Source organism: Mucilaginibacter sp. CSA2-8R, from assembly GCF_038806765.1.
Lineage (GTDB): Bacteria > Bacteroidota > Bacteroidia > Sphingobacteriales > Sphingobacteriaceae > Mucilaginibacter.
This window is the reverse complement of sequence record NZ_CP152389.1, coordinates 450,400-476,864: the sequence shown is the minus strand read 5'-3', so window position 1 is coordinate 476,864 and position 26,465 is coordinate 450,400. Positions and strand designations below refer to the sequence as shown.

The following is a 26,465-nucleotide window of genomic DNA, read 5'->3' as shown; positions in this document are numbered from 1 at the left end:
TAATTGTCTTTTTATTTTTCGGACTGCAAATATATTTCAAAAAAATAAAACTATCAACACTAAATTAAAATATTTTGAACCAGTTTTCTCATGTCCAGCATCTTAACCATCATATGCTGCTCATCTAAGCCATAATTATTTATTGGTAAAAACGCCTACGCTAAGGGCAGAGTTACCTGTGGCATACGCTAAACCTTTAGCATATACTGTGTAAATCTTACCGCTCTCAAACGTTGTATTTAGCGCCGACGATATAAAAGGAGTACCGCTTACCGTTAATACGTACGAACCGGCACTAACCTCGATAGACGACGATACACCTTTAAAAGCAACGCCTGATGCTACTGTACTGCTGCCTAAATTTAAATTAGCAGCGTTTACATTAGATGCCGCATTTACAAAACGGATTTTGGCCTTACCCGAAGCTGGTGCAACTAAATCATCGGTAATGTTAACCAACCCCAAACTACCGCTCTGTCCTACCAAAAAATAAGTATAGCTGGCGTTAGCGTCAAATTGCCCGGTTGATGCGATTAGGGTACTGGTTCCGTCGGGTTTTTTAACGGCTACATCCTGCGCACCTAAATAGGTTTTGTAATAGCCGGATGCATTGCCATAACTTACCGCTGTCGGGGTTCTTAAAATATCCTGCACATACAATTGCGCACTGCCTGCATCGGTGCTGGCATTAATAAAGTTAACATAGGCCGGAACCGCATCATCAAAATTGTACTGGTCTTCTTTTTTACAGGCCGATAGCAAGGTAACGCAACCTAGTACAACCATGGCATAGCGTATCGCTTGCTTAAAATTCAGTTTGATTTTTCTCATAAACAATAGATTAATGTAATTATAATCTGGTGACAGAATTATAAAATTATCTTAGCTAATACGTAATAAGCGTTGCTGTAGTATATAGTTTTGCATAGTTTAGAACGCTGTTAGCCTTTTACAAGAGCTAAGCATTTATTTATCAGCTAATTTAAATTTGAAATTTTTTATACGCAGCCTATTGCTTTGCGCTTTGCTACCACTGTGCTCTTCGTGGGGCTTTTATGCGCATTACCGCATTAACCGGCTGGCTATATTTACCCTGCCTAAGGGCATGAGCACATTTTATCAGGCCAATATTACTTACATCACCGAACACGCCATCAGTCCCGACCGGCGCCGGTATGTAGACTCGACCGAAATACCACGGCATTATTTTGATGCCGATCATTTTGGGAAAGATCCGTTCCATACCATGCCGCAAAAGTGGAAAGATGCAGTGCAAAAATATACGGTAGATACGCTTTACAAGTATGGCACCCTACCCTGGACTATTCAATACAATTATTACCAGCTGGTTGATGCCTTTAAAAACAAAGACACCAGCGCCATATTGCATTACTCTGCTTACTTAGGCCATTATGTAGCCGATGCATGTGTACCACTGCATTTAACACTAAACCACGACGGGCAACTTACCCACCAGGAGGGTATACATGCCTTGTGGGAAAGCCGCCTGCCCGAGCAATTTAGCAGCAAGTATAATTACTATATGGGTAAAGCCAAATACCTGGAGAACCCATTATGGCAGGCCTTTATTTTATGCCGCAATTCGTTTAAAAGCGCCGATTCTGTTTTAAAGATACAACGGCAGATTGACGGGGTGTTTCCGGCTGATAAAAAATATGAGATAACTTTGAGAGGTAAACGGCAGATTAATGATTACTCGGCAGCTTATTGCAAAGCCTACCACCAGGCACTTAAAGGCATGGTGCAGCGCCGCATGCGACTGGCCCTGCTCAATGTAGGCAGTTACTGGTACTCGGCTTGGGTTGATGCCGGGCAGCCTGACTTAAATAAGCTCATTGACCCTGCATTAAGCTTAGCCGATAGGCAGCAAGCTGCCCGCGAAGCTGCGTTGTATAAATTAGGCCAGATAGCGCCATTACCGGACTATGGCAAAGTAAATAAACCCTTACCGCCGACACCTCAGGAGTTAGGCCGAAGTGCGGGAAAACCGACTCCTTAACGCAGCCACAATGGGCGGCAATAACGAAACCGCCACAATACCTAAGGCAATTAACGAGAAGTTCTTTTTAAAGAAAGGCACGTTGCCTAACAAGTAGCCCAAAAACAAAAAAGTAACTATCCAAGCCACCCCGCCTACCAGGTTATACAGGCTATAACGACCAAAAGGCATACGGCCTACCCCAGCTACAAAGGGAGCAATGGTACGGATGATAGGCATAAACCGGCTAAAAATTACGGCTTTACCACCATGCTTATCAAAAAAAGCTTTGGTTTTTAAATAATAGTCGAGTTTAAGCACCTTGTTTTCGGGCTTAAATACACGGACACCCAAAAACTGGCCTAATTTATAATTTACAGTATTGCCTAAAAATGCAGCGATAATCAAAATAATAGCAAGCAGGTATATATCCAAACCTGAGTTACCGGTTGCGATTAGTGCGCCTGCGGCAAAAAGCAATGAGTCGCCGGGTAAAAATGGAGTTACCACAAAACCGGTTTCCGCAAAAATAATCAGGAATAAGATAAGGTAGGTCCAGCCTTGATATTGATTGGTAATTTGCACCAGATGGTGATCTATGTGCAGTATAAAATCAATCAGGTTTTTTATAATTTCCAAAATGCAGGTATTTTGGAGGCAAAAGTAATAAATTATATGGGATAGCAGCTTAGTAAACCGTAGGGTTATTAGGTACTACCGAAAGATTAAAAGCAGCAGTATCTGACACGGCCCGCCCTACTAACCCTCGCGAATACAGAGTATATAACCGCCCGTCTTGCACGGTTACGTTAGCTAATTCGCCTATACTGTTAACAGAAGTATTGGCTTGGTAAACTCGGAAAGTATAGTTGCCTGCAGGCAAAGTTGTAAAGTTTGACACCTTTGCAAAAGCAACTCCTTTAATTAACAAGCTTCCGTTAGCCCAGATATCAAAAGAGCCGTTTGTGTTAGGAGATCCGTTTAGGAAGCGCAATTTACCACCTTTACCAACTGGCGGCAGTTCTTCGGCATCATCAGTAGTAACCAGGGTGCGTAATTTTCTGGCTGAGGTAGTATCACCATATAGCCCCAAAAAAAACAAACTGTACCGCTTATTATCCAATAGCTTAGTGTCATTATTAAATGCTTGGACGCTATCCCGCGAGATACGTATCTGCAAAGCGGTATCGGTACGTGGTAAATAAAAATAATTTGGTGTATTACCATAGCTAAAGCTACTTGTACCTACGCGCAAATTAGCCATAAACAAATTTGCAGTATATGAGTTAGGGCTCAACTGTATCACCTGCAGCCGTACATTTGAACTGGTTGGTATGGATGTATTGTTTTTACTGCACGATATCAGCGCAGCAAAAAGCAAAACACTCGCATTAAGCAAAAACAAGAAATAAAAAACGCTACCTTTTTTGAGCATGTGTTTTCTTTTTATTGGTTAGTGATTAGCCCTGCCCTGAACTTCGTGCTGGTACTTTCATCCTGTGTAAACAAAGTATATGACCTGCCCGCCAAAACCGTAATGTTAGTGGTATATAAAATATTATTGCCGTTAACCGGCTTAATATCTACCCTTTTAATACTTGCACTAAAAGGACGGAAACCCTTAACCGATTTAAAGGTTGAAGAATTATATACTAAGGTATCATTAAAAAACACCCTGAAGGCAGGCATGGATGGCGATGACGTTACAAATCTTACTTTCGCATTTTTACTATCAGCCTGTAAGGTGTCCCTTAACACAAAAGCCGTATTGCGTGCCAAGCCACTCAAAAATACAGAATAGCGGTAGGTAGTGCTTAAAGTATCTTTTCTATAATCTAACGGCACGGGCAAAGAAAATAGCGTATCTGCATTTTTAAAGCTGTCGGTGTTAAAAAGCTGTTTAAAAGTAAAAGTCCGGGCACCAGAAGCTGTCTGCACATAGCCATTGCTGGCTAATGGGTTTATACCGGTTATAATACTTTGCCGGGCACCATCTATGTAAAAGTTAATAATCGAACTTGATGCATTAACTACATCAACACTAACATTAGGATTATTTGCCGGAGGCGGATCATTTTTTACGCAGGCAGCCAGCAAGTACAAGCTTGCCGCGCATAAACCGGTAAAAAATACTTTTTTAATCATACCTGTTTTATAACTGCTTTTTATGGTGTTTGTTATCTGTGCTCAACTAAAAAGTCCGGCTTTGCAGCCGGACTTTTATTTTTGGGTTTATAATTTAAGTTTATACCTTAAGCGTAGTTATTCAGCATTACCGGCATAACCAGCATTAATACATCTTCATTATCATCGCCACCCTGTGGCAGTAACAGGCCAGCACGGTTAGGGGTTGACATGTGTAAGGCAACCTCTTCGCTGCTTAAGTTTTTAAGCATCTCAATTAAAAAGCGTGCATTAAAACCAATTTCCAAATCCTCGCCCTCATACTGGCAGCTTAAACGCTCGTGAGCCTCATTAGCAAAATCAATATCTTCTGAGGAGATATTCAATTCGCTGCCGCTGAGTTTTAAACGTACCTGGTGGGTAGTTTTGTTAGCATAAATAGCAACACGCTGCAACGAGCCTAAAAACGAATGACGGTCGATAGTCATTTTGTTAGGATTGCTTTGCGGAATAACAGCTTCATAATCCGGGTAGCGCTCATCAATTAAACGGCAAACCAGGTTGATGTTACCAAATTTGAAGAATGCACTGGTGTTGTTATACTCTACCGATACATTCACATCATCAGATGGCAAAGCTGACTTTAATAAGTTAAGCGCTTTTTTAGGTAAGATGAATGAAGTATTAGTGGCGGCTTGTGCATCTTTACGACGATAGCGAACCAATTTATGGGCATCGGTAGACACAAAAGTTAAGTGCTGGGTAGATAACTGGCAGAATACCCCTGTCATGGCCGGGCGCAGCTCATCGTTACTTACTGCAAAAATGGTTTTATTGATAGCCTCGGCTAAAACTGATGCCGGTAAATTAACCGACGATGCATTTTCAACCACCGGAATTTTAGGAAAATCTTCACCGTTCTCGCCGCTCAGTTTATACTTACCGTCGCCGGCGCTGATTTCGATAGCAAAGGTTTTATCATCAACCGAAAAGGCAATGGGCTGCTCGGGTAATGATTTAAGGGTATCTAACAAAATACGCGACGGGATAGCAATACGACCATTTTCTTTGGCTTCGACCGAAAGCGAGGTGGTCATGCTGGTCTGCAGGTCGGTAGCCGAGATGGTCAGATGGCCATCTTTAATCTCGAATAAAAAGTTTTCCAGTATGGGCAGTACTGTACTGTTGCTTAAAGCGCCACTTACCGCCTGTAATTGCTTCAGTAATGTTAATGTCGAAACAATGAATCTCATAAACCAATTTTAGTCAACCCAAAAGTATAAAATTTAATGGGCATACTTACGCCTGCGGTAATAATGTTGAAAAATTGCAAATATTAACACGAGCCCTAATGGCACTACGGTATTCACCAGTTGCCAGTAAGTTTTTTCGCTACGTACGCGTGCACGGTTGAGTAAACGCAGCTTAATTTCTTTATTACGCAGGCTGATTAAACCCGAGTCGTCGGTCATGTAATCAGCTATATTAAGCAACAGATTTTTATTGCCATAGGTTTGCTGCGTGTAACGGTCAAAACCTAACGGAAAAGGCGAACCATCACTGCTTACCTGGTTTTTCAATATATCCCCATCGCTCAACACAATCATTTTTGCAGGCTTACTTTCGCTAAGCACAGGTATATTTTCGGTGATGCCCTGCGGTATGGGCCGGTTTTGAAAAACTGACGTAAACTTACCCTCCAGCAGCACACCTGTTAATTTAGGCGTACTTTGAAACGCCCGCGGATCGGGCTCCTGCTCTACCGCCTGTAACGATAATAGGTACGGCACGCTGAATTTTTTATTGTAAGGCGATGAAGTAAGTAACACCGTTTGACGTATGTTTTTTACCGGCAGTAAATCAATAGTACTGGCAAACTCGCTGCGTATACCTTCCAGGTTTTTAACGATGGGATGTTTGCCCAAAGGCATAAAAATAGGATAAAATAGCCAAGGCAGCATTTGTATCTGCGCTTGTCCGCCTACGTTGCCGGTGCTTATCGGTATTTGTGCGCAGTTTAAATCGGCTATCAAATCATAATTAATACGCACACCGTATTTAAACAATTGGTCGTCGAGGTTGAGCTGCTTGGCAAAGGCCAGCTGCTCACCGCCGTGCCCGCGCAAGCTATCCAGTTCGGCACTAACTCGGTCAATGGCCCATAGTATACGGCCGCCATGCATCAGGTATTGGTCTATCTTAAACTTTTCGGCTTCGGTAAATGGTTTTTCCGGCTTAAGCACTATAAGTAACTTTACAGTTTTGAGAGTATCAAACGGCACATCTTTAAGGTCAACAGGCCTAACCTCAAAACCATCATCATTATTCAATTGCAAACCAGTTAACTCCTCGTGCCCAGTGCTAAGCGCTACCCGCGGCCTGCCCCCATTAGTTACTTTATTAATGGTTGAGGTAAAAGCATACTCGAGATTTTGTACCGAGTTGTTCAGCACGGCATCGGGCGATAGCCCCATACGTGTTTGCAACAGTGACACGCCTAATTGCTTATCGCCTGCGGTAACTAAAGCCGCCGGGAATATAATTTTTTGCGATACGCCGTTTTCGGTTTTAACGCTTAGGTTGGTAGGCTGCAAACCTTGCGACTGCATGTCTTGCACCGCCTGTTCCTGCTCTTGTTGGTTTTTACCTTCTAAAGGGTTTACAAATTCAAACTGCAAGCGCCTATGGCTATAAGCCCGCAAGTCGTTCAACATATCGCGGGTGGCCTGCTGCAGGCGCTTCATGCCACCGGGCAAGTCGCTGCCCTGCAAATACACCGTTACCTTAACCGGCTGCGACAAACTATCCATCACATTACGGCTCACGCCCGATAGGGTAAAACGCTTCTCTTTAGTAAAATCGAATCGTGTAAAGGTTAGTGCAGATAAAAGTGCGATGGCAACCAGCACTCCCAAAAGCACCGGCAGTGCCGTATATTTTATTTTTTGCTGCCGCTGGATGCTCAGCGTTAGTAAGGTAAGACCGAGAAATATGCCTGAAAGCAGCATAAAGTAAGCCAAGTCGCGGGTATCCAGCACGCCACGGCTCACCGACTCGTAATGCCGGGTAATGCCCAGGCTTTGCACATCGTAGTTTTGTAACGACAGCAGTTGGCTCAGCGAATCAAAACCACTGTAAACGAAGTAGCATAAAAATACAGCTATGGTGAATGCAATAATCTGGTTTTTGCTTACCGCCGAGGCAAACAGCCCTATTGAAGCAAAGGCAGCCCCTAACAGAAACAAACCAACGTAAGACCCGATTACCGCACCTGTATCCAGATTACCCTGTGGGTTACCCAAAACCCACACGGAGTATACATAAATGAGCGTTGGAACCAGCGCGAAAACAATTAGCAACAAACTTGCCAGGTACTTCCCCAGCACAATTTGCCAGTTGGTTAAGGGGCGGGTAGCCAGTAACTCGAGCGTCCCCTCACGGCGCTCCTCGGCCAGCGAGCGCATGGTGATGGCTGGAATAAGAAACATAAACAGGTAAGGCGCTGTGCTAAACAAGCTTTCCAGCCCGGCATAACCATACTCGATGATGCTCGACTCCGGGAAAACCCATAAAAACAAACCCAGTACCAGTAAAAAAACACCGATAGTTATATAGGCCACCAGCGAACTCAGATACAGGCTGATTTCTTTTTTTAAGATACTGAACATACGTTTATGAATACACTGAAAACGAAACTTGTTTGATGCAGAAAATTAATCTGAACACAGAACCTTTAAAATTACAGGCTTAACCGGTAAGCCACCCGAATGGCAAATTGCTGCAAGCGGCTTTTTGACCAGTCTTCAAAACGCAAGCCTATATCCAGCATATTGCTTTTGCTATCGCCGAGGGGAAGTAAAAAGCCGGTCCCTAAAGAGTAAGTGAATAAGTTGCCGCTGTTTAGCGTATTATGGTTAAGCACTGTTCCCAGTTCGCCCTCAGTATAAAAGCGCTCATCGATGTAATATTTAAGACCAGCTTTAAGAGGCACAAAGCTATCAGCACCGGGCTTACTGTAGCCACCAATAGCAAAACTTTTATAGCTAAAGCGGTAATATCCGCCGGTAATGTTTACACTTACGGCCGATCCTACAGGTATTTCTAATTTACCCGAAGCACCGTAACCAATATTGTAAGCGCTACGCTGCGGTATGTTCAACTCAGGACCAATACTTAACGAGGTAGCAGCCCGATTTTGCGCAGCCAAAGGCGAAAATTTAATGATAAAAATCAATAGAAAGAGCGCGTATTTTTTCATGCAGGTGGATTATAAATCAAATTAAAACAAAAAAGTCCTGCTGCACAATTGCAACAGGACTTTAGATGATTTATCAATCTATTATAAGCGAATTTTGTAAGCTAAGCGCAAAGCTACCTGATTAATTACGCTGCCATTTTTAACCCAGCCTTCATAACGTATACCCATATCAAGCGCACTTTTACTTTTACCAAATGGCAGCGACACACCCAAACCCGGGGCATAAGCAAATGCGGCATTGCTTGATGTAGAGTTAACGTTAGTTACTACACCTACTTCCCCTTCAAGGTATATGTTTCTGTTGGCATAATATTTACCGCCAACTTTAACAGGGATAAATCCGGCATTGGCAATTTTGTACCTAACATAACTATCGCCAATAGTTTTACCTAAAAAGTTAACATATCCGGCAGTAAAGGTTAAATTAAAATTAGACGAGTTAACGGGAATTTCGAATTTGGCAGTTCCTCCAACCGTAAGAGAGTAAAGACCATTGTAATCTCCTAAGGGAATACCTACCTCAGGACCGATACTAAACTTTGTGCCTTTGCCTTGAGCAAAAACGCCTGTACATAGTAAAACTAAGACAATTGTGATCAATTGTTTTTTCATCAGTAATAAAGCTTAAGTTAAGTGTGTTGATGCTTTTAATTAATTAGTCAAATGTATAAAAATATCTTCCAGGCTTTTGCCCTGGTGCGATGCCTTCAAAACATCAAGCTCATTATCAGCCACAATATTTCCTTTATTGATGATGATTACACGATTGCAGGTTGCTTCTACTTCCTGCATAATATGGGTAGATAAGATAACGGTTTTGGTTTTACCCAAATCGCGGATGAGCTGCCGGATCCCGATTAACTGGTTGGGGTCGAGCCCGGAAGTGGGCTCATCCAATATTAAAACCTCAGGGTTATGCAAAATAGCCTGAGCCAGGCCAACACGCTGCCGGTAACCCTTAGATAACTGGTTTATCTTTTTGTGCTGCTCGGGCCCTAACCCCGTTTGCTCAATTACTTCGGCAATGCGTTGCACAGGGTTGTGCAGCTGATGTATGCCGGCTATAAACTGCAGGGCTTCTTTAACATACATGTCGGTATAAAGGGGATTACTCTCAGGCAAATAGCCGATTTGAGTTTTTACCTGCAACGCCTGGGTAATGATATCAAAACCACAAACCTTGGCTTTACCCGAGCTTTGCGGCAAAAATCCGGTCAGCATTTTCATGGTGGTAGATTTACCTGCACCATTCGGGCCCAAAAAGCCAAGCACGCCTTGTCCGGCTTTAAAGCTGATGCCGTTTACAGCGGTTTGCCGCCCATATATTTTAGTTAAACCCTCTGCAACAATGCTCATGCGGTAAAATTAAACAACTTGCAACACACATTCTTGTGCAGAATAACAATAAGGTGATGGTTTAGGTTTCCGGTTGCTTAAGTATTGCTTTTCAGCCTGATGCAAATCAAAGTTTAAACAAACATTACATTGCTTCCGATTGTGGATAAAGAAACTTTAATAACTAAAAATAAAATCGCCTGTCATGAAAAATATTAACCAGCTCATGCAATCGTTAATGGGCATTGAATCCGGTTGTAACCGCCGCGAATTTTTAGAAAATACCGGTAAAGGCTTATTGGCAGCTACTGTGATTGGTGAACTGGCCTCGTGCACTGCCGATGCCCAAAACATGAGCGGGGCGGGTACGCGTAAAGCACTGGCAGATACCATCCGTGTAGATGTGCCCAGCCAACATGCTCCTACTGAGCGCAAGCAGGAATCAGGCGCTACCATGGTGCCGCCTAAAGAACGTATTGGCTACGCTATTGTAGGGATTGGAGAGCTTACCATGGGGCAAATTATGCCTGCTTTCGGCTCGTGCAAGTATGCTAAACCCGTAGCGCTGGTTAGCGGCGATGCTGCCAAGGCTAAGAAAGTGGCTGATCAGCATGGCATCCCCGAAAAAAACATTTACAGTTACCAGAACTTCGACCAGATAAAAAATAACCCGGAAATTGATGCCGTATATATTGTGCTGCCTAATAGTATGCACGAAGAGTTTACCATACGCGCAGCTAAAGCCGGCAAGCATGTGTTATGCGAAAAACCAATGGCCACGTCGAGTAAAGAAGCCCAGAACATGATTGATGCTTGTAAAAAAGCCGGTAAAAAGCTGATGATTGCCTACCGCATACAATATGAGCCCAACAACCGTCTGATGATGCAATGGACACGTGATAAGCATTTCGGCCAAGTAAAAGTGATTAATTCGGTTAACGTGCAAAACATTGGCAACCCCAACCAATGGCGGTTAAAAAAAGCCTTAGCTGGTGGTGGCTCATTGCCCGACATTGGCTTATACTGCATTAACACCAACCGTTTTTTAACCGGCGAAGAACCCTACATGGTATCTGCTGTAGAACATACTGACGCAAACGACCCACGATTTAAAGAGGTAGAAGATAAAATAATGTGGCAAATGTTTTTCCCGAGCGGAACTATCGCTAATAACACCGCCGCTTATAGTGTACACGACTCTAAGCATTACCGCTGCTATGCCGAAAACGGAGGTTGGTTTGGTATGGACCCGGCGTTTAATTACAACGGCCTAAAGATAGAAGCCTCACAAGCACAGGGTAAGCAAGAAATTAAACAGAATATTATTTTAGGCGAAAAGCAGCAGTTTGCTTTAGAAATGGATCACTTTGCCCAATGTATTATGGAAAATAAAGAGCCATACACGCCGGGCGAAGAAGGATTACAAGATCAAAAAATCATGGAAGCCATCTATGAATCGGCCAAAAGCGGCAAACCCGTAAAACTCGCCAGCATCAGTACCAAAGACACTTTCCGTCACGAACAAAACGCCCCTAAAGAATCATAGCTTTAAATAACAGAAATCTTATTAAAGAAAATAAATTGTATTACTAAGGAAACTTGGCTCTTGGTTCTTAGCTCTTAGCTCTATAATCCAAATCTATTTCTTCCGCTCGGTGGTGTACCTTACCAACTGCTCTAAACCTGTACGGGCCTCACCGGGCGCAAAGGTGTTCAAAATGTCGAAAGCTTCGTTCTGAAACTTTTGCATCTGGCTTTCGGCGTAGGTCAGACCGCCGTTCTGCTGCACAAAGCGGATGATTTCAGCTATTTTTTCCGGATCGTCATTATGCTTTTTCACCAAACTGATAATTCGCTTTTTATCGCCCGACTTGCTGTTGTTAAGTGCATAGATCAGTGGCAGTGTGATTTTCTTTTCTTTGATATCGATACCCAACGGTTTGCCTACATCATCGGTTCCAAAATCAAACATATCATCTTTAATCTGAAACGCAATGCCAATCTTTTCACCAAACAGGCGCATCTTCTCTATGGTTTCGGCATCAGCGCCGGCAGATGAAGCCCCACAGGCACAGCATGAAGCAATTAAAGAAGCCGTTTTTTGGCGGATCACTTCGTAGTAAACACTTTCGTCAGTATTGGTTTTACGCGCCTTTTCAACCTGCAGCAACTCGCCTTCGCTCATTTGCTTTACCGCGTTAGAGAGTATTTTAAGCAGGTCAAAATCATTATGATCTAACGAGAGCAACATACCTTTGGTAAGCAAAAAGTCGCCAACTAAAACCGCAATCTTATTTTTCCACAAAGCATTGATAGAAAAAAAACCGCGGCGCTGGTAAGAGTTGTCTACCACATCGTCATGCACCAGTGATGCCGTATGCACAAGCTCAACCAAAGCAGCGCCCCGGTACGTAGACTCATTGATACCACCGCACAAACTGGCCGCAAAAAATACAAACATCGGCCTAATTTGCTTACCCTTACGCTTTACAATATAATGTGTAATACGGTCAAGCAGGGGAACAGAGCTTTGCATTGATGCCTTGAACTTCTCCTCAAAAACATCAATTTCGGCAGCAATGGGTCTTTTTATCTCGTTGAGGCTCAGCATTAAGGGGCAACCTGTTTTATCCAATACACAACCGCCCGGATGTGCAGGCGCAAACATAGCTAAAATAATTTAAGTGACTGTTTAAACAGATTATTTTGAACGCATTTAAACCTTACGGAGGTAAGGCAGTCATATCTGCGTACTTACCTGATAGGTTGCAGGTGTACATAGGGTTGTATTTAGTTGAAGTTTTGCTTGCGAAGCCTTTTAAAAAGGGCTTCGCTTTTTTGTTGCGTATCCCCACCCAGAACATTACATTTGCAAACATTTTTTCGGAGAGGTGTCTGAGTGGTCGAAAGAGCACGCCTGGAAAGTGTGTATACGTCAAAAGCGTATCGAGGGTTCGAATCCCTCCCTCTCCGCTAATAAGATATCAAGTAAAATCAAAAGCGCTGTAATTAGTTTTTCTTTGAAGATAGAAAGCTGCCTAATATGGCTGAGCTCATTAAGTGTGGAACACAGCACGTGGTTACTTATGACCTTATAAAAGAACTCCAACTAACGCTGGACAAAACTTTATACCGGCAGCTCAATAAGGGTGCTTTCGAAAAGGCTCCGCCGTACGTGCAACTTTATAGTTTTGTGCTGCACACCAAAGTGTGCCAGAGCTAATTCTTACAGCGATGGAGTGGTACGACACCGTAACGGTTGAGGCGTTTAAGAGCTATGTTGACGAGTATTTCCCTGATCTGCGATCCAATGTCTTGATTGGACAAGTGACAACTGGCCACATTACAGGCGAAAGTAAATGATTCTGTGACCCAGAAACCATTTGATATTACATTTTCATCCTATACGCCAGTTGATAATTATGGACGTACTAAGAAAGGCAAATCAGTATTATCTTGATTTGCCTTTCTTAATGCTATAAGACACATCCATTAAATAATTCAAATATATTCTTTTGATTGTCCGTATGGTTTAATTACAATAACCAGAAAATTATGCCATGTTTAATAAACTTTGAAAAGCACAGCGACATAGGATGTGCTGTGCTTTTCAAAATCTTTACGATTGCTTATTTTTTTGATAAAGCATCGGCAACTCCAACATAAGCGGGTTTGCGTACAAATCCTTCGCTCCATAAGCCGATGGGTTCTCCTGCTCTCCATGATGAATTTGTCGGGCTGTCCAACGGGCTCCATATACAAATACCGTACTGTTGCGCCTTTGGTATAATCTCAAAATATTTTTCGATTACATATCGGTACATTTCCTTTTGTTCTGCATACTCAGCGGAGGTAATAACCGGTGTTTTTTTGCCTGCTATGCCCATATCTAACTCAGAAACTTTAATAAGTTTACCGGTAGCAGCCAGCAACCTGAACATCTCATCAATCTTCGACTTGTCCGAATTTGAATTGATATGCATTTGCGTACCTATACCATCTACTTTTGCACCATTTTTTTCAATATAGGCAACATAGTCAATAAGGCCACGGCATTTAGCTAAGTCATACTCCAGGTTATAATCATTAATAAAGTGTATATCTGTTGCATTGCCATACTGCCTTGCCAGCTGGAAAGCTTTTACAGCATAATCTTTACCCATGTAATCCTGCCAGTAAAACTCATCCGCAGCCACCTTGCGGCCTGCACCGGTTTTCAACTCGCTTGGCTTAGCATCGTCCATTGGTTCATTTACCACATTCCAAACTTTAACATAGTCTTTGGTAGCAGTAACCATTCCTTTTATCCAGGTGTCCATTGCGGCAGTAACCAGCGTCTTTTTCTGTTCAGCTGTTTTCTCAACCATGGTTACTCCACCGGTAGCATTATATTTTTTTAACGTAATGTTATCAAAATAAAAGTTGGTAGCAGTTTTGCCTAAGTTAAAGGCAATGGCACCGCTGGCGGCCATATCGGCTGTAACGGTTATTTCTTTGGTATAAGTTGTCCACACCGGTGTACTTGATAGGGTACCAAAGAAATCGTAAAACTTATACTGCCCAGGGGCAGTATGTGCCTGGGTACTGAAAGATGCGTTAGCATCTGACCGAATTTTCATACTCAGTTCGTATTTTTCGCCTACCGCTACAGCGGGTGAAAATTTAAGAAAAAACTGCGCGTCATAGTCGTTAGGCAATACACTGGCGTTAGTTAGCTTTATTGCCCTGCCTACCCCGTTAAAACCTTCGCCTGCCGCTGTAAAACTTTTTACAACACGGCTTGACGTCTCATAGTTAGGGGCACTGTCGGTTTCAAAATCAGCACCTGTTACTAAATCCCAGGTAGGTCCGGTAGAGGCAGTTACAACCGGCGCTATCAGTTTGTTGAGATAGGTAGCGTTTTGATTAGAATGCCAGGCAAGCGTATGCCCATAGATGCTCATACCAGCAGCTTTAGCAGCGGCTATCAATTGCTCGATGCTCTTCAACGATAAATCGCCATTAGCCTGAACCACTGCACCATGCTTCATTTCATAGCCTATAGTTATCTCATCAAAATTACTGTTGGCAAGCCGGTACATTAACCCCTTACTCACGTAATCGTTTAAAGACACTGCTGTACCGAATTTAAAACCGGGACGAGCCTGCTTGTCGATATATGTTTTTAACGGGTTGTAAGCATCAATTTGTTCTTGAGCCGCAATAATGCCTGGTTTTTCAACATTATAATCGAGTGTTTCTTGTTTAGTGCAAGAAGCTAAAGCAATTGATCCGGATAGAATTAATGCTAATTTGTAATTCTTTTTCATTTTGTTTTCCGATTAGAGGTTCAACAATTACTTAGTTGGGCTAAACGTCTCCATTTTAACGCCACGGTCACGCAGAACAAGGGTATCAGTAGTATTAGTGCGCAAATCGGTTGCCTCTATCTGATAATTCAGATAGATTGCATCGCGGTCTTGTGATCCCCAACTGTTCTTTTCACCCCGTTTTACGAATTTTCCGGTTCCCGAAGCGGTATATCCGGTTGCTGCAGCAGTAACCGTACAATTACCATTACCATCAAAAGTTAAAAGCAGCGGGCAGCTTACATCCACATTATTTACGCCTTTAAGTGTTACAGGAAAAACAGTTTGGCTCAAAGACCTCGTAGTCAATGATTTTATCTCGTCTTTTTCAACATATTGGTTTCGGCGAGTAATAGTTTTGCTTAACTCTGTACGTCCGTTTTTACCTTCTACTACATCCCTGCCCCTGCGCAAATAATTACCTGTCCAAACGTTAATGTATTTAATGGCATATAAAGTATAATTCTTCGCTCTCAAAATTGAATCGGCGTTGGTAACGCTTGTCATCGTAATTGGAATTACGTACGTAGCTTTAGTACTCAGCGGGTCTGCAAAGTAGGCATCGGTAAGCTGCACCTCAACACCACCGGCAATTTTACCCTTTGGTATAGTTATTTTATTGTCTGCCAAACGATAGTAAGAAGCCGGCATTGGCAAAACATCGCCACTGTAATCGGGCGGATTAAATTTAAGTCCCTGCGTTAGCGCGTTGTTAACCGAGATATTAATTGTTACGTCTTTTTTGTTTTCATAAACGCCGCCAATAGTGGCCATAATCTGGCATTTATACGCATTATCGAGTGAGGTATCAAACAGGTCTTCTCCCAATGTTATAGTGCGCACCGGCGACTGGTAAGAAAAATAAACTGAGCTATTGGTGTAGTCCGGAAATTCTACGTTTTCATTTTTACAGGCTGCAAAAGCAACAAGTAAAAGCAACCACATATTTTTTAATCTTTTCATCTCTTTTTTAATCTTTTTAAAGGTTTCGTTTATTACCAGCCTGTATTTTGCTGAAGTGCACTAAACTTCAAAGTTTCGCTGTACGGAATTGGCCCGTAAATCATAAAACTCTGGAATGACCGGTTCTCAACCGTAATAGGTGAGTAATTGGTTTGCGAAATGCTTACACCCGTAGCCGCCTCAGTTAAATTGGCGTTCCAACGGCGTAAATCCCAAAACCTGAAACCTTCGAAACATAGCTCCAGCCTGCGCTCATTTCTAATTAAAGTACGCATTGCGCTCTGGTTACTTTTAATTGATTCGAGATAGGCATCGCCATTGGTTAAGCCAATACCTGCACGCTGGCGAATCTTTTTAATTACATCGTAGGCAGAATAAGCAGATGTTCCGTTAGCTAACGGCCCATAAGCCTCATTAGCAGCTTCGGCATAGTTTAAGTACATTTCGGTGTAGCGGATGTGCGGGCGATAATGCTTTTGATTGCTTATTGCGTTTGATGCGCGGTTAACATCCTGCCGTAATAACTTACGCATATAGTATCCGGTACGGGTGGATGTTTCTACCTTGTTTAAACCATCGTTGGTATTCCTGTCGGTAGCGGTATAGATGACGGTGTTTCCAGGACCGGCTGTACTTCCATTCAATACGATGTATGCTGCCAAACGAGGGTCGCGGTTGGTGTAAGGCGCTGCCGGGTTAAAGTTACTGCTGGCATTGTCTACCGGGTAACCATTAAGTGCCGGGAAAGCGTTGACCAGATTTTGTGTAGGATTTAAACGACCAGAACCGGATAACGTTGGCGGAAAGTGATCTGCCTCAAGATCACTATTCTGGGCAACACTTGTGCGCCATAATACCTCTGGAGGATTGGCGCCCGATCCTAAACCATCAATTTGATTACCACTGCCGCCGGCATACCAGGTAAGGCCGTTGGTAGCAAAACCGTTAAGCCCGCCGTTTAAATCAATAACCGCCGCTGCAGCATTTGCAGCGTTGGCCCAGGTAGTTGTCGATCCGTCAACATAAGCAGGACTGGCAGCCATAAGCGCAGCCTTAGCACGTATGGCTTTGGCGATTCGCGCGGTCATGCGTTGGCTAAATATACGGCCAAATACACGGTTGTAGGTTTCGGGTAATACGCCTGCATATTTTGCCGGAATGTCCGTTGCAGATGTAATGTCCCTATAATCGAGCGGAAGCAGTTCTTCGGCACGGGTCAAGTCACTGTATATCTGTTTCATACAGTCATCAAATTTTGCACGGGGTTGGTTAAAATCTGATGTAGATGTTTCGGGCGCAAGTAAAATAGGATAACCATACAAGGTACCACCTACTTTACCGGCATGCGCCTGTAACATGTAATAACCAAAAAGCGCCCTTAAGCCATAGCCCTCGCCCTTTAGTCTGTCTCTGAACATCTGACTCAACGTTGCGTTCTGCTCGTCAAAAACAACCTTATCGGCTTCGGTTAAAAATAAGTTGATGTATTGTATGGCGGCCCTTGCATTAGCCCACTGGTCAAGCGGGTTAAAGCTGGCCGTCCATTGCCCGGTAGCTACTTTAGAAAAATTGTTATTTCTATCATTACTCACCGCATCGTCAGTGGCCACATCGCTAAATACCCAACCATTGGTTGGTATACGCGTATAACCGTTTAAAAGCAGGCCGTTTGCCAGCAACGGCTCGTCATAAATATTCTCAAAGTTGCCGTTGTTCTGCAGACCAGGTTCGACAAACTTTTTGCACCCGCACAGTGCAGTTAGTGTTATAAAAAGTATTGCAATTTTTTTCATGTTGTCAATATTATTGGCCTTAAAAACCAGCCTTTACACCCACATTGTAAAATCGTGTTTGTGGTGCCGATCCAATGTTCATCTCCAAAAATTCTCTTTCTTTAGCCACGGTTAGCAGGTTGAAACCGGTTACGTACATACCCAGCGATTTTAAAAACTTACCTTTCATTGATCCTTCAGGAAGGTCATAAGAGATTTGTACTTTCGATAAATCAATCCGGTTTGCACTAAAAAGCCAGAAATCAGAATTGCGGAAATTGTTATCACTGGTCAGCGTAGTTAAACGCGGAAATGTTGCCGTATTTTTAGTAGCCTCAGTCCAGCGATTACGCACAACTTCAGAGTATTTATCCTGACCATCTACCCAGTAGTAAGCACTGTTTTTCATCGCTTTAGCTCCGTAGCGGCCGGTTGCCAGGGCAAAAAAGGTAAAGTTTTTCCAGCGCGCAGTAAGATTTAAGCCCAAAGTAAGCGGCGCGCCATACCATCCGCCGCGACCCAGGTAAACTTCGTCCTGATTGTTGATCAATCCGTCGCCGTTGGTGTCTTTGTATTTAATATCACCTGCCTTTACCTGACCGAACGCCGGTTGAGCTGCACCGGTTCCACTATTAGCTGCAGCAGCTTCGGCGGCACTCATATAAAAGCCGTCACTCTGTAATCCCCAGATGGCATCCAATGGTTTCCCCTGACGATTTTGATAAGAATTGACATAATACTCCGAACGTTTGCTGGCTTTAGTAGTGTAGTAGGTTGCGGTGGTACCTAACATCCACTCTACCTCGCCCGTACGTTTCCGAAAGTTTAAACTCAGGTCAAAACCTGTACGTTGGTCTGCATCAAAATTCACGTAAGGAATAAATGATGAATTAAACACCGTAAAATAGTTGGGGAAAAGAAATGTACTCTGTACAACGTTATCAACCATCTGATTTCTGAACACGTTTGCAGAAAGCGATACCGTATTTTTAAAGAATGCGCCCTGTAACCCTAACGATATTTCACGGCGTTTAGCAAATGTTAAAGCATTGTTAGCGCCCCTGCGCGAGTCAGTTGTTTGTGACTGCGTTCCGTCATTCCACGTGTAGTAAGAACCGTCGCGCTGTGTGTATATGCTCTGATACAGGAAATAATCAGCTACATCCAAATCAGTATAAATAATACCCGCTGATGCGGTAAGCTTTAAGTTATTTACAACGTTGCTGTTCTTTAAAAATGATTCTTCACTTAGTCTCCATCCCAGTGAAGCTGTTGGCGAAAAACCGTAACCTTTATTATCCAAAAACTTTGGCGAATAAACCATTGCCCCGGTAAAATCAGCGTAGTATTTCTTTTTGTAATTATAACCCAACTGCAAACCTGTATTTGAATTGGTATTACTTTGATAAATTGCTGATGTAGATTGACGGTAAGCCGCGCCTAAGAGCACAGCCGAAACATTGTGGTTTTCGGCAAAAGTGTTGTTGTAGTTGAACTGACCCCAAAAAGAAACGGTTTGACGATACTGACTGTTGGAGATATTCTGTATACCTGATTTTTGGTCGCTACCAAATGGTGTTAATGTACTTATTACATCTCTTCCATTATAGGTGGTCCAATTTGGCTGATAAATGGCATAGCCGTTACTGTATCCCTGGTTGTAGTTGAGGTAGTAATCAACACCTAAGCTGGTGCTAAAAGTTAGCCCCTTGAGTACTCTGTTCAGGTCGGCATCTACCCCAGTGGTAAACTGAAACTGTCGTCTTATTGTCTTGTTACTTCCTCCTGCGTAAATAGTGGCGAAAGGGTTTGTTTGATCAAGCTGTGTACCGCCCAAAATGTATTGGCCGTCAATAATGTTAGAGCTTCCGTTGGCGATGGTTAATGACGGAACATCGGTACTTTCGATGTAGCTCAAAGGGATAAGCGGTGTAAACCGATTCGGGCGCAACGCGGCAGCGCTGCCAAAGTAGTCGGTGTTTACTCCTCTGCCACTGTAAAATACGGCACTTGCATCAACATGCGCTTTCAAAAAATTGGTTAGCTGCATATCTACATTACCCCTAACATTAACCCGGTCGTTGGTATTACCTTTGGCAGCGCCGAAATTAAGCGGTGAGCCTGCCGACCAAAAACCTATGTTGGTATAATAACGGGCACGTTCGTTACCTCCGGATATTTCTGTAGTAATGTCATACCGGTTAAAAGTGCGTTTTAGATAATCTGATGAGTAATAATCAACGTTGGGGTACCGGTACGGGTTGGAACCTGATGCATAATTATATATTTCTTGCTGAGAGTATAAAGCGCCCAACCCATCATTGACACGGGCCTCATTATACAAGGTTAAGTACTCGGCAGAGCCCAAGTATTTAGGGTAACCTTTGGCTACGTTGATGCCGGCATCGCCGCGTACTTTTATTTTCTGTCCGTTACCATCGCCGCGTTTGGTGGTTATGAGCACCACTCCCTTTGCGCCCCGGCTACCGTACAAGGCCACCGCTGCCGCGCTTTTAAGCACAGTAATCCGGTCAATTTCCGTCGGCATCACATTGTCTATATCACGCGGAACACCGTCTATTAATACTAGATAGCCATTCATGCCCCATATATTTCCATGAAAGCCGGCAGCAAAAGCTTCCAAACCGTCAAAACCATTGGTCGAGAAGTTTTTCTCGAAGATGTTTTTATAATTAACGCTTGCAACGCCACCCAACAAGTCATCTTCTGATGCATTGCGAAACGCTACCGGCACAATTAAATCCTCCCTTACAAGGGCTATCCGTTTAAGTGTATCTGATACTGGTATCAACGCCGGTGCATAACCTTGTGCTGTAATGGTTAAACGGGTGTTAGGAAGTGCTTTTAGCGAGAACACCCCGGCCTGGTTTGTTTTTGTTTCTGCGCCGCCAATTTCATTGACTACTCTTGCGCCTGTAACAGGCATGCCGTATTGCCCGCGGACCACGGCATTAATTGTTGTTTTGACGGTATCCTGCCCCCTGGCTGCGCTGGTAATAAGCGCTAACAGGCAACACGACACCATCCCTATATTAGAAAACTTCATTACTAATGTCTTTATTTTGATGTGATAGATAAAGGAGCTTACCAACCTGGGTTCTGCTTAAATTCGGGATACATATTTACATCGGCTCTTTTTAACGGAAACCAGTAATGCTTCTCGGTAAATGGCCGCGTAACGATGGTGCGCTCCCTCAAATTAACTACCCGGTTTTCTTTAGGGTCTGCTGTTGGGTTCAGTGTTGCTCCCCTGTCAAACTCTATAGCCGTTTTCAAATTGTAAGGTGCTTCGATAAACTGCATCCATCTGCGCTGATCGGTAAAACGGTGTCCTTCAAATGCAAGTTCTACAGCACGTTCGCGCTTTACCTCTTTCATAAACTCATCTGCCGAGCCTTGAAATTTGGCTGCAACACGCCCTACGCCTGCACGGTCGCGCAGCACATTGATCGCATCTAAAGCTGTTTTTGAAAAAGATGGGTCTTTCCCCAACGCAGAGCCATAACCGGCAGTGCTGGCTTCGGCATACATCAGGTATATATCAGCCAACCGCATGTAGGGCACACGTATATTCAGGTTTTGGCCATAGGCATAGCCCTGGTCAAACCTGTTTGATGTGATAGGCGTAAACTTGAACATCAAAAAGCCTGTACGGCTACCTACACGCTCATCGCGCGAACTGCCGCCGGTGAATAAATTCGCATAGCGATTTGATTCTGCGATGTTTGAAGGAATAGAGCCTTTTACCATTTTTATACCATCAAAAACAATGTCGTTGTAAAAGCGCGGGTCGCGGTTTTTCCACGGAAACTGCGGGTCGTAGCCAGATTCGGCATCGGCCTTGGTCATGTCTTTAATAGGCAGACCGTTTTTCATACCGTAGTTATTTACATAATTAGCGGTAGGTGTAAATACTACGTTCCCTTCTTCAATGACTGGACCAGGGGTATATTGCTTGGCTGTACCATAGGTAGAACCGTGTGCATCCCAGTAAGGCCCTCTAAATATAGCTTCCCTGCTTACACCATCAGCATTGTTACCTCCCGGCAACTGCCAGTTTTGGCCAAACGTATAAAAGTTGGTGTAATACCTGTCGAACGATACCAACTTATAAGGTATCTGGCCGCTTTCGCTCAAGTTCAGTAATTCGGCAAATGCCGCTGATGCTTTTTTACAGAGCTCAACATCGTAACTACGGTTACCGGTTGATACCATGTTCATGAGTGGACTGGCTGCCCATAGGTAGTTTTTACCCAGGTAACCTAATGCCATGGCCTTATCAATCCGTAACTCGTTTTTTCCGGGTGTTTGTCCGCCACGTGCTGTTCTGTCCCAATTTAAAGGAAGTAAATCGGCAGCTTCTCTAAAATCTTTTGCGGCTAAAGCGGCACACTCCTGATATTTAAGACGTGGTTCGCGCAAATCCTGATCTGCAGGCAACACTTTAGTAATATATGGTAGACCACCAAAATATTGCATCAGTTGGAAATGGAACCAGCCTCTGAAGAATAGTAACTGACCTTTGATGAGGTTGCGCTCCTCGTCAGTTGCATTAACCATCAGATTCATGTTTTCCAGGCCGAGGTTGGCTTTGCGTATACCGTACCAGGCAAGCGGCCACAAACCTTTCGAAAAACGGTCATCATTGGTACTGGCACTGGGTGCATCCATCCAACCGGCTCCCCAACCATCAAACTCCCTCTGCCAGCCCCAGAAATCGCCGTTATCTATTTTGTTAACGATATGGAAGTTTAAAGCTGATGACTGTATTTCGTCGTCGCCCCAGTTCCAGCTGTTTGTCCAGTAACGGTTGGTAAAATCGGGTATGCAATTGTACAGTTCTTCGGTGAAGCCCTGAAAATTGGTAAAGTCTTTAAAGGCAACTTCTGCCGACACTACAGATTCCGGACTTCTGTCCAGGTATTTTTTACACGAAATGTTTCCGGTTATGCACGAAAGAAGTGCTACCGACACGAGTGTTCTTATATTTCTTTTCATAACAAACTTCTTTTAGAAAGTGATATTTGCACCAAAGTTGTAGCGTTTAACAGTTGGGTATGCACCCTGAGACGCCCATCCCTGTCCGCCAGCGCTCTGGTAATTAGCTTCGCGGTCATCAGGCATTTTGCTCCATACGGCTAAGTTGTTACCGTTAACAAATACACGAAGCGTTGACATGCCAATCTTTTTTACCCAAGGTTGGTTAAAGGTGTAAGCAATCTCTGCGTTTTTTAACCTGACGTAGGAAGCATCGTAGAAGTAGCGGGTTCCGTCTTGATAACCGCTTGGTGTGGATGCCCAGCGCGGCATCGGAACATCGGCGTCGGGATTATCTTTTGACCAGATGCTGCCCTGATTGAACGCCAGGGTATTTTGTCCGCCGAATGTGGTAAGCACCACTTGCCTGGTTACGTTATTAACGCCATAGAACTGGACAAATGCGCTGAAGTTTTTCCAGTCGAGCCCGAGCGTAGCGCTGTAAGTATTTTGCGGATTGCCGGTATGCCCGTACGGGATGTTATCACTGGCGTTTATTACGCCGTCGCCGTTGTAATCAATTATGTACGCGTTGCCCGGTAATTTCTGGTTATCGTTTTCGGCATGTGGAGTACCAGCGTACAGCTCATCCCAGTTGTTATAGCGACCGGAACTTACATAAGAATAGTTCTGAAAAATCTGTTTACCTTCTGTTTTCTGATAATCAGGTAACAGTTGCGGAATGTCAGCAATAATAACCTTGTTTTCGGCATGGGTAAAATTTACATTGGACCACAAACGGATGTTGCGCGATAAGTTTTTGCTGAATCTCAAATCAAACTCATAACCGCTTGCATCTACTCTACCTTTATTTGCGGTAGGTGCGTTTGCACCATAATAAGAAGGAATCGCTCTGTTGCCGCCCGAGCTTAAGATATCCGTCCTCCTGTCTTGAAAAACATCTACGCTACCGGAAAGCACATTGTTGAAAAATGCAAAATCTACACCGATGTTGGCTTTCCGTACTTTTTCCCAACGCACGTTCGGGTTACCTACACTTGTTTGGCGGTACCAATTATAAATACTCTGTTCGGCAGGTATACCGGATGTTCCGAGCCTGGTTCTGCCCCCGAAGGCCCATTCAGAAAGATAAGCAAAACGCGGCGAGCCGCTGTCATCACCAACGGTTCCGTAAGTTCCGCGCAGTTTAAGCAAGTCGACAAACCTCAACGATTTCATAAATTTCTCTTCAGAAATCATCCAGTTTGCACCGGCTGATGAAAAGAAAGCAAACCGGTAATCGGGGCCAAATTTTTCAGACCCGTTGTAGGCACCGTTATACTCGAAGTTGTATTTGTTTTTAAAACCGTAAGTGGTTCTAAACACCCATTCTTCGCGGTATGAAGGAATGACGCTTCCACTTGCAATCTGGTCTCTATTCCACAAACCTAATGCTGTAATATTATGCTGTTCACCAATTTTTGTGGCATAATTTAACCGTACCTGCGAAAACATACGACGGAATGTTGACCCATTGTCAACTACACCACCGGCAGCTGCCCAGCGGTCGCTTTCTTTAAAGCTGAATTGGGTATTTGCATCCTTATCCGGCGTGTAAGTCACGTTACCCGTTTGTGGGTCGATATATTTTTGCCGAGTCGGATTGTTGACATCATTTATTCCTCGGCCGTTCTCAACAAAAGTGTTATCAATAGATAAGTTACCACGTATGCTTAAACCTTTAACAAACATGCCCAGACTTTGCTCAAGTATAAAGTCTGTCGTAATCCGTGATGTGGTGATTATCTCCGAGCCGCTTGTAGCTAAAAGCATTGCTGAGTTGGTGCCCTGACCGGAGTTGGGTGCATAATAGCCCCAGCTACCATCTGAGTATTGAGGCAAAAACAAGTTGGGTGCAGTGTAGTACGCGGCTCCCCAAGTGTTATACTCATTAATGTTAATCCAAGGTCTTTGACGTACGCCCCTTGAACCGTAGATATTAGTAGTAAATACGGTGGTTGGCGTAATCTGAAAATCCAGGTTGCTACGGATATTCAAACGGTTAAATCCGTAACCGGCCGTGTATCCCCTGTTGCTGTCGAAGGTCTTAAAAAGGTCTCCTTCTTTTTGATAGTCAGCGCTTGTAAAATATTTTACAAATTTGGTACCCCCGGCAATGTTGAGGTTGGCATTGTAAGATAAAGCGTTGTTTTTAAATAAAGTTTCTACCCAGTCAACGTTCGGGTAACGCTCACGCTCGGCGTCATTTGCCGGAAACCTGTATTTATTAATAATATCCTGCGGCATGATGTCGTTCCAGGCAGCAGGCCTTAAAGCCAATTCGTTTTCAATGGCTCTGTTGCGTAACTGGAACATGTCGTATGAGTCCAGTCGTCCCGGTAATTTCGAAGGTGCCTTGATTACTGTATTTGCCGATGCACGAATCTCAGCTTTTCCCTCTCTACCGCGTTTGGTGGTAATCAGGATAACGCCGTTAGCTCCGCGCACGCCGAAAACCGCCGTGGCCGATGCATCTTTCAAAACGGATACCGATGCTACAGAGGCAATATCAACGTTGTTGATAGAACGCTCAACGCCATCCACCAAAATAAGCGGACTTGAATTGTTCCAGGTACTGCGGGCACGTATTAAAATCTGAGGGTCTTCGCCGCCAGGTATACCTGTGCTTGAAGTGGTTACCACACCCGGCAAGTTACCTGTTAAAGCAGCTCCCAAGCTGGATACACCACCCGTGCGTTCGAGGGTTTTGCTGTCTGTTTGCACTATTGACCCTACTACGCTTTGTTTCTTTTGTTGGCCGTAAGCTACGGTCACCACAACCTCTCCTAACTGCGAGACGTTTTCTTTTAAGCTTACGTTGATAAAGTCTTTATCGCCAACGCTCACTTCCTGTGTAGTCATACCCACATAGCTGACAACCAATACAGGATTGGCACCACTTACGGAAACCGAAAATTCGCCTTTACTATTGGTTTGAAGACTTGTGTTAGTACCCTTTACACGTATAACTGCACCAATGATGGTGTTTTTTTGCTGATCGAATACCTGCCCCTTTACTGTACGCTTTTGTTGAGCTACAGATGCCTCTAAAAAGGCTAAAAGCAGCAATACAGTAAGATAAAATATTTTGGCAGGATGGCTATAACGATGATTTCGCCCTTTGCCGCCTTCCACTTTACAATGTACTTTCATTATTAATTTGGTTTAGGGTATTTGAATTTCACCGCATACAAACGATGTAACTGGCCTGAAATCCGTTTTTCTTAAATAATTTAATTGCTTCATACTTTCCCGTAAAAGGGGAATTGGTACAAGTGTCTTCATATTGATCATTTAGTGGGTTTATAAAATTTACTAATCATGAATCTATTGAGCGCTCCTGCGCGCAGGCAGCAAATCTCATCGCAAAAGCGCGGACATATACATAGCAAGAGCGACCGCCTTGCCAGCCCGGGAGACGCATCAATTTTTATGAAATTAAATTCTTGGTTAATTGGTATATGGCACGAAGCCCTTTGATAAGCCGACTTGTGCATCGTGTGATGCAGCCCTGCCAGCCTATACAGCATAATGGGTAAATAAAGTTTTAATCCATACTAATAATTAAGGTTACATATTAAGTGTATACAATTGGTTTGTTCGCCTTG

The 26,465-nt window shown here is 43.6% G+C and carries 19 protein-coding genes and 1 tRNA gene; 4 read left to right on the top strand and 16 right to left on the bottom strand.

Features of this window, described 5'->3' with window-relative positions; all coding sequences use genetic code 11:
- Positions 1–135 precede the first annotated feature (135 nt).
- Positions 136–831, bottom strand: coding sequence for a DUF4397 domain-containing protein (locus AAGR14_RS01980; protein ID WP_342646919.1), 696 nt, complete (start codon positions 829–831; stop codon positions 136–138).
- Positions 832–988: 157 nt separating this feature from the next.
- Here AAGR14_RS01980 and AAGR14_RS01975 point away from each other — a divergent pair, with 157 nt between their 5' ends.
- Positions 989–2,020 (top strand): zinc dependent phospholipase C family protein, encoded by a 1,032-nt coding sequence (locus AAGR14_RS01975; RefSeq protein WP_342646918.1) that lies wholly within the window; start codon positions 989–991, stop codon positions 2,018–2,020.
- On the opposite strand, the gene AAGR14_RS01970 is transcribed toward AAGR14_RS01975, so the two are convergent.
- The 8 genes from AAGR14_RS01970 to AAGR14_RS01935 form a co-directional block, all read right to left on the bottom strand.
- Positions 1,988–2,638, bottom strand: coding sequence for a DedA family protein (locus AAGR14_RS01970; RefSeq protein ID WP_342646917.1), 651 nt, complete (start codon positions 2,636–2,638; stop codon positions 1,988–1,990). The two genes, AAGR14_RS01975 and AAGR14_RS01970, sit on opposite strands and share 33 nt — an antisense overlap.
- A 49-nt stretch (positions 2,639–2,687) precedes the next feature.
- The gene (locus AAGR14_RS01965; RefSeq protein WP_342646916.1) at positions 2,688–3,434 is read right to left on the bottom strand and encodes a DUF4397 domain-containing protein; all 747 of its coding nucleotides are present in this window, start codon (positions 3,432–3,434) and stop codon (positions 2,688–2,690) included.
- An 11-nt stretch (positions 3,435–3,445) separates the two neighbouring features.
- Positions 3,446–4,144, bottom strand: coding sequence for a DUF4397 domain-containing protein (locus AAGR14_RS01960; protein ID WP_342646915.1), 699 nt, complete (start codon positions 4,142–4,144; stop codon positions 3,446–3,448).
- 107 nt (positions 4,145–4,251) lie between these two features.
- Complete coding sequence (dnaN, locus tag AAGR14_RS01955; RefSeq protein ID WP_342646914.1) at positions 4,252–5,376, bottom strand: DNA polymerase III subunit beta; 1,125 nt, start codon at positions 5,374–5,376, stop codon at positions 4,252–4,254.
- Positions 5,377–5,409: 33 nt separating this feature from the next.
- Positions 5,410–7,791 carry a gliding motility-associated ABC transporter substrate-binding protein GldG gene (gene gldG / locus AAGR14_RS01950; RefSeq protein ID WP_342646913.1) on the bottom strand — a complete coding sequence of 794 codons (2,382 nt, stop codon included), beginning with the start codon at positions 7,789–7,791 and terminating at the stop codon, positions 5,410–5,412.
- Positions 7,792–7,862: 71 nt separating this feature from the next.
- Entirely contained in the window at positions 7,863–8,381 is a 519-nt protein-coding gene (locus tag AAGR14_RS01945; RefSeq protein WP_342646912.1) for a hypothetical protein, read from the bottom strand.
- 81 nt (positions 8,382–8,462) lie between these two features.
- Positions 8,463–8,993: a hypothetical protein gene (locus tag AAGR14_RS01940; protein WP_342646911.1), complete on the bottom strand. Its 531-nt coding sequence runs from the start codon at positions 8,991–8,993 to the stop codon at positions 8,463–8,465.
- A 39-nt stretch (positions 8,994–9,032) separates the two neighbouring features.
- Positions 9,033–9,737 (bottom strand): ATP-binding cassette domain-containing protein, encoded by a 705-nt coding sequence (locus AAGR14_RS01935; protein WP_342646910.1) that lies wholly within the window; start codon positions 9,735–9,737, stop codon positions 9,033–9,035.
- A 184-nt stretch (positions 9,738–9,921) separates the two neighbouring features.
- Here AAGR14_RS01935 and AAGR14_RS01930 point away from each other — a divergent pair, with 184 nt between their 5' ends.
- On the top strand, positions 9,922–11,262 hold the full coding sequence (locus AAGR14_RS01930; protein WP_342646909.1) for a Gfo/Idh/MocA family oxidoreductase: 1,341 nt from the start codon (positions 9,922–9,924) through the stop codon (positions 11,260–11,262).
- Positions 11,263–11,355: 93 nt separating this feature from the next.
- Here the strand turns inward: AAGR14_RS01930 and AAGR14_RS01925 are convergent, their stop codons facing one another.
- Positions 11,356–12,327, bottom strand: coding sequence for a polyprenyl synthetase family protein (locus AAGR14_RS01925; RefSeq protein WP_342648721.1), 972 nt, complete (start codon positions 12,325–12,327; stop codon positions 11,356–11,358).
- A 274-nt stretch (positions 12,328–12,601) separates the two neighbouring features.
- Here AAGR14_RS01925 and AAGR14_RS01920 point away from each other — a divergent pair.
- Together AAGR14_RS01920 and AAGR14_RS01915 are read left to right on the top strand one after the other, a co-directional pair.
- Positions 12,602–12,689 (top strand) — tRNA-Ser (locus AAGR14_RS01920).
- Positions 12,690–12,759: 70 nt separating this feature from the next.
- Complete coding sequence (locus AAGR14_RS01915; protein WP_342646908.1) at positions 12,760–12,939, top strand: hypothetical protein; 180 nt, start codon at positions 12,760–12,762, stop codon at positions 12,937–12,939.
- A 406-nt stretch (positions 12,940–13,345) separates the two neighbouring features.
- On the opposite strand, the gene AAGR14_RS01910 is transcribed toward AAGR14_RS01915, so the two are convergent.
- The 6 genes from AAGR14_RS01910 to AAGR14_RS01885 are packed head-to-tail and all read right to left on the bottom strand — an operon-like array spanning position 13,346 to position 26,010.
- Positions 13,346–15,025: an endo-1,4-beta-xylanase gene (locus AAGR14_RS01910; protein ID WP_342646907.1), complete on the bottom strand. Its 1,680-nt coding sequence runs from the start codon at positions 15,023–15,025 to the stop codon at positions 13,346–13,348.
- Between the two features lie 27 nt (positions 15,026–15,052).
- The gene (locus tag AAGR14_RS01905; RefSeq protein ID WP_342646906.1) at positions 15,053–16,027 is read right to left on the bottom strand and encodes a DUF5627 domain-containing protein; all 975 of its coding nucleotides are present in this window, start codon (positions 16,025–16,027) and stop codon (positions 15,053–15,055) included.
- A 32-nt stretch (positions 16,028–16,059) separates the two neighbouring features.
- Positions 16,060–17,820 (bottom strand): RagB/SusD family nutrient uptake outer membrane protein, encoded by a 1,761-nt coding sequence (locus AAGR14_RS01900; protein ID WP_342646905.1) that lies wholly within the window; start codon positions 17,818–17,820, stop codon positions 16,060–16,062.
- 19 nt (positions 17,821–17,839) lie between these two features.
- Positions 17,840–20,866: a SusC/RagA family TonB-linked outer membrane protein gene (locus tag AAGR14_RS01895; RefSeq protein ID WP_342646904.1), complete on the bottom strand. Its 3,027-nt coding sequence runs from the start codon at positions 20,864–20,866 to the stop codon at positions 17,840–17,842.
- 38 nt (positions 20,867–20,904) lie between these two features.
- Entirely contained in the window at positions 20,905–22,818 is a 1,914-nt protein-coding gene (locus AAGR14_RS01890; RefSeq protein WP_342646903.1) for a RagB/SusD family nutrient uptake outer membrane protein, read from the bottom strand.
- Between the two features lie 12 nt (positions 22,819–22,830).
- A complete protein-coding gene (locus AAGR14_RS01885; RefSeq protein WP_342646902.1) occupies positions 22,831–26,010 on the bottom strand; it encodes a TonB-dependent receptor in 3,180 nt (1,059 codons plus the stop codon).
- Between the last annotated feature and the right edge of the window lie 455 nt (positions 26,011–26,465).